8 protein-coding genes are annotated in these 12,073 nt (G+C 69.4%); 6 read left to right on the top strand and 2 right to left on the bottom strand.

The features are described 5' to 3' along the window. Positions 1–67 precede the first annotated feature (67 nt). From ON19_RS02335 to ON19_RS02325, 3 genes are all read left to right on the top strand, one after another. On the top strand, positions 68–1,672 hold the full coding sequence (locus tag ON19_RS02335; RefSeq protein ID WP_043685866.1) for an aldehyde dehydrogenase family protein: 1,605 nt from the start codon (positions 68–70) through the stop codon (positions 1,670–1,672). After that, positions 1,669–2,502: an SDR family oxidoreductase gene (locus ON19_RS02330; protein WP_043685863.1), complete on the top strand. Its 834-nt coding sequence runs from the start codon at positions 1,669–1,671 to the stop codon at positions 2,500–2,502. Before ON19_RS02335 ends, ON19_RS02330 begins: the two co-directional genes overlap by 4 nt. 438 nt (positions 2,503–2,940) lie before the next feature. Next, a complete protein-coding gene (locus tag ON19_RS02325) occupies positions 2,941–3,828 on the top strand; it encodes a LysR family transcriptional regulator (RefSeq protein ID WP_043685860.1) in 888 nt (295 codons plus the stop codon). A 10-nt stretch (positions 3,829–3,838) separates the two neighbouring features. Here the strand turns inward: ON19_RS02325 and ON19_RS02320 are convergent, their stop codons facing one another. Beyond that, positions 3,839–5,305: an amidase family protein gene (locus ON19_RS02320; protein ID WP_051168459.1), complete on the bottom strand. Its 1,467-nt coding sequence runs from the start codon at positions 5,303–5,305 to the stop codon at positions 3,839–3,841. 179 nt (positions 5,306–5,484) lie between these two features. On the opposite strand from ON19_RS02320, the gene ON19_RS02315 reads away from it, so the two are divergent. The 3 genes from ON19_RS02315 to ON19_RS02305 are packed head-to-tail and all read left to right on the top strand — an operon-like array spanning position 5,485 to position 11,464. Then, positions 5,485–8,022 carry a serine/threonine-protein kinase gene (locus ON19_RS02315; RefSeq protein ID WP_083899098.1) on the top strand — a complete coding sequence of 846 codons (2,538 nt, stop codon included), beginning with the start codon at positions 5,485–5,487 and terminating at the stop codon, positions 8,020–8,022. Further along, on the top strand, positions 8,019–10,751 hold the full coding sequence (locus ON19_RS38630; RefSeq protein WP_051168454.1) for a protein kinase domain-containing protein: 2,733 nt from the start codon (positions 8,019–8,021) through the stop codon (positions 10,749–10,751). The genes ON19_RS02315 and ON19_RS38630 overlap by 4 nt, the downstream gene beginning before the upstream one ends. After that, a complete protein-coding gene (locus ON19_RS02305; RefSeq protein ID WP_043685857.1) occupies positions 10,748–11,464 on the top strand; it encodes a cyclase family protein in 717 nt (238 codons plus the stop codon). The genes ON19_RS38630 and ON19_RS02305 overlap by 4 nt, the downstream gene beginning before the upstream one ends. 3 nt (positions 11,465–11,467) lie before the next feature. Here ON19_RS02305 and hpt read toward each other — a convergent pair whose 3' ends face one another. Beyond that, a complete protein-coding gene (gene hpt, locus ON19_RS02300; protein ID WP_043685854.1) occupies positions 11,468–12,022 on the bottom strand; it encodes a hypoxanthine phosphoribosyltransferase in 555 nt (184 codons plus the stop codon). Between the last annotated feature and the right edge of the window lie 51 nt (positions 12,023–12,073).

The raw sequence follows: 12,073 nt of genomic DNA, 5'->3' as shown, positions 1-12,073 counted from the left end.
GTTCAGTGGCCTGACTCACAGCAGTCAGCTGACCGCGGTTCAACACAACGTCAGTGGGAGAACAGCAGTGACCAACACGGAACCAGCGCCCGCGACCGAGAAGGCGCAGGCACGCGAGACGACCGCGAAGAAGGACGGTCCCGCCGTCATCCAGGTGCGCAATCCCGGCACCGGCGAGGTCGTCGGCACGGTGCCGGACGAGACCGCCGAGGCCGTCGCGGCCAAGGTGCGCGAACTGCGGCTGTACCAGCCGGAGTGGGAGGCGATCGGGCCCGAGGGCCGCAAAGTCTGGCTGCTGAAGTTCCAGGACTGGCTGATCGACAACACCGACCGCCTGGCCACCGTGCTGCAGTCCGAAACCGCCAAGCCCCGGGTGGACGCGCTGATCGACCCGGGCTTCGCCACCGACCTGATCGGCTACTACGCGCGCCGCGCGGCGAAATTCCTGGCCGACGATCACCCGTCGCCGCATAGTCCGCTGGCCCGGGTCAAACGATTGACCACGGTTTACCGGCCCTATCCGGTGGTCGGGGTCATCACGCCGTGGAACTTCCCGCTGGCCATGCCGGTGATGGACGTGTTCCCCGCGCTCGCCGCCGGGGCGGCCGTCATCCTCAAGCCGTCCGAGGTGACGCCGCTCTCGGCGCTCGAACTGGCGAAGGGCTGGGCCAAGATCGGTGCGCCGCCCGTTTTGGCCGTGGTCACCGGAGCGGGCGCGACCGGAGCGGCCGTGGTCGGCAACGCCGACTACATCCAGTTCACCGGCTCCACCGCGACCGGCCGGAAGATCGCCGCCGCGTGCGTGGAGCGGATGGTGCCCTACAGCCTCGAACTCGGCGGCAAGGACCCGGCCATCGTGCTCGCCGACGCCGACCTCGATCGCGCCGCGCACGGCATCGCCTTCGGCGGCATGTTCAACTCCGGCCAGGTCTGCATCTCCGTGGAGCGGGTGTATGTCGAGGCGCCGGTGTACGACGAGTTCGTCGCGAAGCTGACCGCCAACGTCAAGGCGCTGCGCCAAGGGCTGGACGGGCGCGAGTCGAAATACGACGTGGGTGCGCTGGCCAACGAGAACCAGGTGGCCATCGTGCAGCGCCACGTCGAGGAGGCCGTCGCGGCCGGCGCGAAGGTGCTGACCGGCGGCAAGCGGGCCGGGTTCGGCACCGCCTTCGAGCCGACCGTGCTGGTCGACGTCGACCACACCATGTCCTGCGTCAGCGAGGAGACCTTCGGGCCCACCCTGCCGGTGATGAAGGTGGCCGACGAGTCCGAGGCGATCCGGCTGGCCAACGACTCCGTCTACGGGCTTTCGGCCTCGGTGTGGACCGGCGACAAGGAGCGCGGCGAGCGGATCGCGCGGCAGCTGAACGCGGGCGCGGTCAACATCAACGACGTCTTCGCGAACCTGTTCAGCTACGCGCTGCCGATGGGCGGCTGGGGCCTGTCCGGCGTCGGCGCCCGCTGGGGCGGCGCGAACGGCGTGCGTAAATACTGCCGTCAGCAGGCGCTCACCACGCCGATCCTGCCGACCCAGCAGAAAGAACTGTTCTGGTACCCGTATTCGATGCCGAAGCTGCTGGTCGCACTCGGCGCGATGCGCGCGGCGGGCGCGCGCGGCCTGCGCCGCCTCGACATTCCGGCCCTGTTGAAGCTCAAGGGAGACGGCAAGTGACCGAAACGAAGCAGATCCGCGGCAAGGTCGTCGTCATCACCGGTGGGGCCCGCGGCATCGGGCTCGCCACCGCGACCGCGCTGCAAGCCCTCGGCGCGCAGATCGCGATCGGCGACATCGACGAGACCACCGTCAAGGAGTCGGGCACCGCGCGGAATTTCGAGCACTACGGCAAGCTCGACGTCACCGATCAGGAGTCGTTCGACGGCTTCTTGGACGAGGTGGAGCGCACGCTGGGCCCGATCGACGTGCTGATCAACAACGCGGGCATCATGCCGACCGGCAAGGTGGTGGACGAGTCGGAGGAGCTGACCCGGCGCATCCTGGACATCAACGTCTACGGCGTGATCCTCGGCTCGAAGCTGGCGCTGCGCCGGATGCTGCCGCGCCGCAGCGGGCACATCATCAATATCGCCTCGCTGGCCGGTGAGACCCACATCCCCGGCCTGGCCACCTACAACGCCAGCAAACACGCGGTGCTCGGGTTCACCGACACGCTGCGGGAGGAGTATCGCGGCACCGGCGTGCGCTTCTCCTCGGTGCTGCCCACGCTCACCAACACCGAACTCGGTTCCGGCGTCACCCCGCCCAAACTGCTGCGCCCCGCCGAGCCGAAGGAGATCGCCGACGCCGTCGCCAAGTTGATCGTCGCGCCGAAGTCGAAGGTCCGGGTGACCGCGGTGGCGGGGTTCATCTCGCAGTTCGTCGGATTGCTGCCGGAGGCGCTCGGGGACGGCATCGGCCGGGCGCTCGGGTCCGGCCGCGCGTTCCTCGACGACGTCGACGCCGACAAGCGCAAGGCATACGAGGAGCGCGCCCGCGGCGCGTGAGCGCTGGCGCCGAGCCGGGGCGCCACGGCCGGGCTTCGTCTCGGCCGTGGCGCCCTGCTGCGTTTCTGGAGCACACGCAGGGCGGGCGCCGAGGCGTTCGGAAACTATTTTGTGAGGAAAATCACTCGATAGCTCGGCAACCCTGAGTAGCCGGTCAGCGGCAAATTCCCAGCCGATGGTTGGCAACCGCAGGGGTGTCCACAATCCGCTATCGCCACTCCCGCTATGGTGCCATTGCTACTGGTCAAGTGCCCAGGTAAGGGAGATCGACGAGAAACCGTCGGCGAGTGCCGAGAATTCGCCAACTGCCTAGTGCGGAGCACCATCACAAGCAATATGCTGTCTCTAACAAACCTGCCGACTGTTTCGGCACCCGTATCCGAACTTTTCGGCCTGATAAGGCTGGAAATTCCGGACTGATTCTGATAGCAAGGGGCTATGGACCCGCACTTGCGCGACCTGCGGTATTTCGTCGCCGTCGCTGAGGAACTGCACTTCACCAACGCCGCTCAGCGGCTGCACATCGCACAACCCACCCTGTCGCGTCAGATCCGTCAGCTGGAACGTCAGCTCGACGTGGTCCTGTTCGACCGCAACCAGCGCAGTGTGGCGCTGACCGTCGCGGGCAAGGAGCTGCTCGAAGGCGCCCGCAAGATCCTGGAACTGTGGGAGGTCACCAACGTCTCGCTGCAGGAAGCGGGCGAGGTGCTGCGCGTCGGTATCCAGTCCGCGCTCGGCCGCGGCCTGCTCAGCGATCTGGAGAGCGCGAGCGGACATCGACTCGCGTTGCACGCGGCCTCGTGGACCGATCCCTCCAGCGGGCTCTCGGGCCGTCAGGCCGACCTGGCGCTCGTCTGGCTCCCGCTGCCGGACCAGAGCCGCTATCGCTGGCAGGTACTGCGTACCGAACCGCGCTGGGTGCTGCTTCCGGAGAACCACCCGCTGGCCGTCTCGGAGACCATCGCGTTCGCCGATCTGCTCGACGAGCCGTTCGTGGCACTGCCCACCGAAGCCGGTGCGGTGCGCGACTTCTGGCTCGGCAACGACGGACGCGGCGGCCGCGCGCCGAAGATCGGCGCCGAGGCCGCGACCGCCGAGGACAAGCTGGAAGCCGTGAGTCTCGGCCTCGGCGTGCTCCTGCTCGCCGAGAACAACGTGCCGATGTACCGCTGGCCCGGTCTGACCGCACGCCCCGTGTCGGGCCTCGCGCCGTGCGAACTCGCCGTGGCCTGGCGGGCCGACGACAACCGGCCGACCATCCTCGAGTTCGCCGGCCGGGCCGTCGATGGCGGTTTCGCGGCGCAGCAGTCGCCGGTCAGCGTCTGAACCAGCGGGTTCAGGGCGCGGTGCGCTGCCACGGACAGCGGGCTTCCATCTGCGCGGACAGCCGCAACAGGGTGGATTCGCTGCCGGGTGGTCCCGCGAACTGGGCCGCCACCGGCGTGTCCGACCGAGGGTGCATGCCCATAGGAACGGAGGCGGCGGGCCAGCCAACAAGGTTCCACAGCGGGGTGAAAGGTGCCAATCGCGCGCCGGCGAGCAGAGTGGCCGGTCGATCGCGGAAGTGCCAGGCCCGCGCCATGGGCGGCGGGGCGGCGAGCGTGGGAGTGATCACCACGTCGTAGCGCTCGAAGAACTCCAGTAGTCGTGCTTCCACCCGGTCGATCTGGGCGGGGCGGGCGAGCCGGAACCGATGCACCGTCCGGCCGAGGGCCAGACGACGGCGGGCTCTGCGGGATAGCTGGTCCGGCTCCGGTAGCGCGGGGACATCGCGTGCGCTGAGGGCCAACCAGCGTAGGAACGCCGCGAACACGGCGTTTCCGTACGGTAGTGCGGTCGGTTCCACCGAGTGGCCTGCCGCCGCGGCCACCGAGGCCGCTCTGCGGGCGGCGGCCGTCCAGTGCCGGTCGACGCGCAGTAGCGGAGAGGGCGGATCCACGGCCAGGCCGATGCGTAGTCGGCCGGGTGGGTCCACCTCGGCCAGGTCCGGCCGCCCCGCCAGGACCGACAGCGCCAGCGCGGCGTCGTCCACGCTCGTGGCGAGCACACCGTTTTCCACCGTGCCCGCCCACGCGCCCACGTCGGGGACCGTGTGCTGCCCAGCTTTGATGCCGAAGACCCCACAGCACGCGGCGGCGATCCGCACCGCGCCCAAACCGTCGTAGCCGTGTGCCACCGGGACCAGCCCGGCCGCGACCGCGGCGGCGGCCCCGCTTCCCGCGTTGCGCGCGGGGTTCCACGGATTGCGGATGACGCGCTCGGTGCCCGCGCTGGTCGACCAACGGCCGAGTTCGGGGGCCGCGACGTGCCCGAGGATTACCGCGCCCGCCGCGCGCAGCCTGGCCACCACCGGATGGTCCGTGGTGGCCGCCGGACCCCACGGCGCGGGCTCGCCCGCGATCGGGGTTCCGTGTTCGACCGCGACCGGCACACCGGCCATCGGCAGCACGTCGAGGTCGGCGCGCTCCATCAGGCCGGCCGACTCGGCCATGGCCTGCTCGGCGCGAAGGACGCTGAACGCGTTGTCCTTCCGGTCGGCCGCCGCGATCCGCGTGCCGGCGTCCGCCGCCACTTGGCCGGGATGCAGCAAGCCGTCGCGCACGCAGGCCGCGATCGTCGCGGCCGGGCCGCGCTCCGAGCCGGATTCGGCCTCCCGGAGGCGCTCCGGCCGTCCGTCGGCCGCGGTCACTCGTACTGCGGTGAGCGTCGGTTCGGTGGTCTTCGCATTCGGAACGGTTGTTCGCGGCGCGGCCTTCGCCGCCGACATCGAGCCGTTCGCCACTACCGCGGCCTCGTCAGACATGTGCTGGTCATCCCCCGTCGCGTCGTTGTCGAAATCGGGTGATCCACTGTCGAGCCGCAAGTTATCATTTCGAATACGGCGCGGGGGATGATGGAGTCGGGTGTGGCGGGAAATTTTCGCCTCATCCGACCAAAGACCGATGCGGATTCCGCGGCGTCCGCCGAGCCACTAGGTCCGACATGAGTGCGAACTCTGAAAGAAGTTTCGATCCCGACACGGGTGTTTCCACCCGTGCGAGGAGTGGCGGGCTGTTACGTGCCGAATCCGACGCCGTGGCGGCGTTCTCCGCGGCGTGGGAATCCACCCGGCGCCCACCGACCATCGCCGAATTCCTGCCCGACGCCACGACCTTGCGCCGCGAAGCCCTGCTGGGGCTGATCCGTGTCGACTTGCGTCATCGCTGGCTGCACCGTCCGGGGGCCGCGCCGGAACGCGCCGCTCGCATGCGCTTGGCCGATTACTGCGCCGAATTTCCCGAACTCGGGTCCGACGATATTCCGGCCGGTCTGGTGTACGAGGAGTTCGTCATCCGCCGGCAGAGTGGGGAACGGGTAGATCCACGCGAATGCCTGCGCGAATATCCGCGGCAGGCGGAGGAACTGCGCGAGTTGTTGAACGCCGACGAGCTCGACCAGAGCACGCATCGCGCGACGCTGGAGGATTCCACCCGGACCGCCCTCGCGCACCCCGGCTCCGACTTCGCCGACACCGCGTTGAACCGAACCGCCGAGTCCTCTCGTGATTCTGAGATGACCAGAACGACCGCCGCCGATCCGATGGGTACGGCCACCGCCGTGCCCACGACGATCGGTACCGGACCGGGGCGTTACACCGCGCTCGACCGGATCGAGATCGGGCAGCGGATCGATGATTTCGATCTGCTGACCGGTTTGGGCAGCGGCGCGTTCGCCCGGGTCTTCCTCGCGCGGCAACGCTCACTGCAACGGTTGGTCGCGGTGAAGATCTCCGCCGATCACGGCACCGAGCCGCAGACGCTGGCTCAACTCGACCACGACTACATCGTGCGGGTCTTCGACCAGCGGCTACTCGACGACGCCGAGGGTGCCGCGCGCCGGCTGCGACTGCTCTACATGCAATTCCTCCCCGGTGGCACGCTGCTGGGCGTGCTGCGCTGGGTGCGCGCCACCCCGCCCGCCGAGCGCAGCGGCCGGCTGCTGCTGGACGCCGTGGACGTGGCGATGGAGGAGAAGGGCGAGATCCGGCCGACCGATTCCAGCGTGCGCGCCGAACTCGCGCGGCTGAGCTGGCCGGAGACGGTGGCCTGGCTGGGCCGCAGACTGGCCGAGGCGCTGGACTACGCCTCCTCGCACGGTGTGCTGCACCGCGACGTGAAACCGGCCAACGTCCTGCTCACCGCCGAGGGCGTGCCGAAACTGGCCGACTTCAACATCAGCTTCAGCCGCAACGTAGAAGGCACCAGCCCGGTGGCCTACTTCGGCGGCTCGCTGGCGTACATGTCGCCGGAACAGTTGGAAGCCTGTCATCCCAGCTTCGGTCGCAACGCGGCAGACCTGGACACCCGCGCGGACATCTATTCGCTCGGGGTGGTGCTGTGGGAGCTGCTCACCGGCGCGAAGCCGTTCGACGACAGCACGGCGGGGGCGGGCCGACACGGCGACGACACCACCCTGGAAGCCATGCTGGAGCGGCGCAGCGGCGGCGTGGACGCGGCCGCGCTGGAGCGGGTCCCGCCCGACTGCCCCGCCGCGTTGCGCCGCGTGCTGCTGACCTGTCTCGCACCGGAGCGGGCCGACCGCTGGTCCAGCGGCGCGCTGCTGGCCAGGCAGCTGGAGATGTGCCAGGACGCGCGTGCGCGGGAGTTGGTCGATCCCGCGCCGAACAGCTGGCGGCGGCGGCTGCGCCCGTACATCGTGCCGGTCGCGCTGGTGGCGATGGCACTGCCCAATGTGCTCGCCTCGCTGTACAACATCCAGCACAACCAGCACCTGATCATCAGCCGGATGACCGAGAATGCCCAGCAGACCTTCCTCATCATCACCGGCACCGTGAACGCGATCTTCTTCCCGGCCGGTATCGCGCTGGTGCTGTACATGGCCAGATACGTGCTCACCGTGCCGCGCGGTCTGCGCAAAGGACGACGATTCGATCCGGAGACCTTGCAGCGCGCCAGACGGGACGCGCTGCTGATGGGCGATCGTGCCGTAGCCGTGGCATTCTCACTGTGGGTGCTGGCCGGGCTGATCTTCCCGCTCGCGCTACAGGTGTCGACCGGAGACATATCGGCACGCGCCATGGTGCACTTCTTCTCCTCGCTGGTGGTGTGCGGCGCGATCGCGGTCGCCTATCCCTTCTTCCTGTTGACCTTGTACATGGTGCGGTGCATCTATCCGCTTTTCCTGCGGCACGGGGACATCAGTCCCGAGGACGCGGTGTGGCTGCGCGGCCTGGACCGGCGCTGCAACGGGTACCTCGCGGTCGCCGCCTCGGTGCCGCTGCTCGCGGTCACCGGAGTTACCTTCCTGCCCCCGTCCGACATCCCGTCGGTGATCTTCGCCGTCCGGCTGCTGTGCGTAGGCGGCATACTCGCGTTCGTGGGTACCTATCTGCTGTTTCGTGCGCTCGAAGCGGATCTGCGGGCGCTGGAGCGGGTGGTCGATCCCGAAGCCGCCGGACAAGGGCCCCCCGAGGACCGATCCGCACGGGTGGAAACGGCCGCCGTGGAGACCGACACGTGAGCTCTCCGCGCACCGATGCCGTCGTCCGGTTCGCCGCCGACTGGCAACGCAGCCTTCACAGCGATCGGTTGCCGCCACAGATCCGCGACTACGTGCCCGACGGCACGCAGGTGCGCTTGGCCGTACTCGTCGATCTGATCCGAGTGGATCTGCGGCGGCGCTGGGAGCGCGAAGGGCTCGGCAAACGGATCGCGGAGTATCGCGAGGAATTCCCCGAGGTGGCGGGCAGCCCCGAGCTCCTGGATCTGGTGTGCGAGGAATTCCTGGCGCGCCGCGGACGCGGACCGCTGCCGGCGGAGGACTTCCTCGCCGAATATCCGGACCTCACCCACGCCATCCGCGAACGCCTCGCCGATTTCGCCGCCGAGGATGCCGACGAGGCGGGCGAATCGAGCGACGCCCTGGCCGCACTCGCCGACCTCGCGCCCGGTCTGCGGATCGATGACTTCGACCTGCTCACCGACTTGGGCGCGGGCCTGCTCGGCCGGGTCTTCCTGGCCAGGCAACGCTCCATGCAGCGGCTGGTCGCCGTCCGGTTCTCCGCGGGACGGGCGGGTGCGCCGCACACGATGGCCCAGCTCGACCACGCCCACATCGTGCGCGTCTTCGACCAGCGGGTGCTCAGCGCCGACGCCGCACGCACGCTGACCGTCGCCGGTGCGCCCGCGAACGGCAGCCCCACAGCCGACGCGGAGTCGACCATCGCCGCGCCGCGCCCCGCGATCGCCGAGCCGTTCGAACCCGACGACACCGTCGCGGCCCCACCGCCCGGCCGGACCGCGAGCCGCCCAGACGACGACGCCACCATCGCCCAGGCCCACCTTCGCGACACCGAACGAGCCGACATCGCCACCGGCGGACGATCCACCGCGGACGACGCGACGGTCGCAGCGGCGACACACGCCGCCCGCACCCGTGACGACAGCGACGACACCACTGTCACCAGCCCGTACCGTGCGCGCCGCCCACACCGCGCGGGCGCGCCGGTTCCCGATCACGAGGCCGGGCGGTCGGCGGAATCCGGCAATGGCACCGCGGTACTCGATGATCCGGACGCGACGCCGACGGACATCGATCCCGACGCCACCCGCACAGACCCGACGGAATACGCCGACGCCTCGACGGGCAGGCCACCGCCGGCCCCAGTGGCCCCGGTGGCCCCCCTGCCGCGCCTGGTCTACATGCAGTACCTCCCCGGCGGCACCGCGGTCGGCGTCCTCGAGCAGCGCTGTCGCGGCCCGGTGACCGACGGCGGCGCGCTGCTGCTGCGCGCGGTGGACACCGCCATGGAGGACAAGGGCGAGATCCGGCCCTCGGATTCCAGCGTGCGCGCCGAAATCGCGCGGCTGAGCTGGCCGGAGACCGTGGCGTGGGTGGGCAGGCGGCTGGCCGACGCCCTCGATTACGCCGAGCACCACGGCGTACTGCATCACGACATCAAACCGGCGAACGTCCTGTTCACCGCGGAGGGCATCCCGAAGCTCGCCGACTTCGCCCTCGGCGAGGCGGCGGCCCGCATCCCCGCGCCGCGCGATCCCGGCGCGACCGACGCACTCGTCTACCGCTCCCCGGAGCAGCTGGCCCACTATCTGGATCCCGATGCGCCGGCGCCGGGCAACGCCAGCGACGTCTACTCCCTCGGGGTGCTGCTGTGGGAAATGCTGACGGGCGCGAGTCCGTTCGACGATCCTCCGCCCACCGAGGAGGGTTCGGTAACCGAGACGTACGCGCGAATGCTCGCGGTGCGCCGCGACGGCGTCCCGGCCGCGGCGCTGTCCCGCCTGCCCGACGACACCCCGGCCGCGCTGCGCCGCGTGCTGCTGGAGTGCCTGCACGCGGACCCGCAGCGCCGCTGGCGCAGCGGCGCGGAACTCGCCGGACAACTGGACCTGTGCCTCGACACCCGCGCCCGCGACCTGGTCGATCCGCCGCCGAACAGCCTCGCGTACCGAGCGCGCGGCTGGCTGCTGCCGGTCGCGGCGCTGTGCGTCGGCGTCCCCAACGTGCTGGCCAGCTTCTACAACATCCAGCTGAACCAAGCCCTGATCATCGACCGGATGTCGGCGGCGGATCAGGAGAAATTCGCGGCGGTCGGATTGATCAACAATCTCGTCGCGTTTCCGGTCGCCGCGCTGCTGCTGCTGTTCATGACCCGGCGGCCGCTCACCATCGCGTTCCGCCTCGGCCGCGGCGAGGGGTACTCCGCGCGGACGCTCGCGAAAGCGCGCCGGGACACGCTGCTGATGGGTGATTGGGCGGTCTGGATACCCTTCGGCTTCTGGCTGGTCGCGGGCATCATCTGGCCGCTGGGTCTGGCCTTCTCGGGTGTCGACCTGCCGCGTGGGACCTTCTTGCATTTCTTCGCCGCGCAGGTGGTGTGCGCGGCGATCGCGCTGGCCTATCCGTTCTTCCCGATCATGGTTTACGCGGTGCGCTCGATCTATCCACAGCTCTTGGTGCGCGGTGGCATCGGCCCCGGCGACGAGAAGCAACTGCGCGCGCTGGCCAAGCGCGGAAATTTCTATCTCGGTGTCGCGGCGTCGGTTCCGCTGCTGGGCGTGGCGAGCGCGACCTTCGTCAACGCCGCCGACCTGGAGTTGGTGATCGTTCCGGTGCGTGTGCTGAGTGTGGGTGGCATCCTGGCCTTCGTGCTGACCTACCGGCTGTTCCGGCTCCTCGAAGCAGATCTGCTCGCGCTGGCCAGAGCGATTCCGCAGCGGACCCGATGACCACACCGCGCCCGCTGGGACGGTTGGTGAATCTGTCGCACGTTCACGATCCGGCCACCACGCCGCTGTACCCGGACGATCCCGAATTCCGCGCCGACCTCGTGGCCACGATCGCCGACGACGGCTACTACCTGCGCTACATCCAGCAGGGCGAACACACCGGAACCCATTGGGGCGCACCGATCCATTTCCGTGCCGACGGGCTGGCCGCGGACGAACTGGAGCTGGACGATCTGCTGCTGCCCGCGGTGCGGATCGATGTCCGGCAGCTCTGCGCGCAGGATCGCGACTACGCCGTCACGGTCGGCGATCTGCGGGGATGGGAGGCGGAGCACGGCCGGATCCCGGACGGCGCCGCGGTGATCGCCTGGACCGGCTGGGACGCCAAGTGGGGTACGCCGGAGTTCGTCGGCACGGGCGAATCGTCCGGTCGCCAACCGGGTTTCGCGGTGGAAACGGTGCGGTGGCTGTTGCGCACCGGCAGGCTCGGCCGCCGAGGCGCGCTCGGCATCGATACGTTCGGCCCTGACCTGGGTACCGACGAGACGTACGCGGTGTCGAAGCTGCTCTACGGCGAGCACCGGATCAGCCTGGAGTGCTTGGCGAACCTGGCCGCGCTGCCCGCGACGGGCGCGTGGGTACTGGTGGGCGGACCGCTCTACCGCGGTGGTTCAGGTTCCCCCGCAACGATTTTCGGCATCCTGCCCGGCTGACGGTCAGCCGCCGTAGACCTTGGGATCCAGGGTGCCGATGTAGGGCAGGTCGCGGTAGCGCTCCGCGTAGTCGAGGCCGTAGCCGACGACGAATTCGTTCGGGATGTCGAAGCCGACGTGCGCGACTTCCACGGGCGTGCGTAGCGCGTCGGGTTTGCGTAGGAGGGTGACCACTTCGAGCGACGCCGGGTTGCGGGTGGAGAGGTTCCGCTTGAGCCATGACAGCGTGAGCCCGGAGTCGATGATGTCCTCGACGATCAGGACGTTGCGGCCCGCGATGTCCTTGTCCAGGTCCTTCATGATGCGCACCACGCCGGAGGAGGAGGTCGACGACCCGTAGGACGAGACGGCCATGAACTCCATCTGGGTCGGGATCGGCAGCGCCTTGGCCAGGTCGGTCATGAAGAAGATCGCGCCCTTGAGCACGCCCACCAGCAGCAGATCGCCCTCGGGTGCGTCGGGGGGATACCGCTTGGCGATGATTTCGGCCAGCTCCTGGGTCTTCGCGGCGATCTGCTCCTCGGTGATCAGCACCGACGCGATGTCGTCCCCGTACACGTCAGCTGAATTCCTTCCGTGGTGGTGAGCCCGTCGGGCCGGTTCGGTCTG

Origin of the sequence: Nocardia abscessus NBRC 100374 (genome assembly GCF_000308455.1) — a bacterium.
GTDB classification, from domain to species: Bacteria; Actinomycetota; Actinomycetes; order Mycobacteriales; family Mycobacteriaceae; genus Nocardia; species Nocardia abscessus.
The sequence above is the reverse complement of the archived record's forward strand: the minus strand, read 5'-3'. Positions and strand labels throughout refer to the sequence as shown.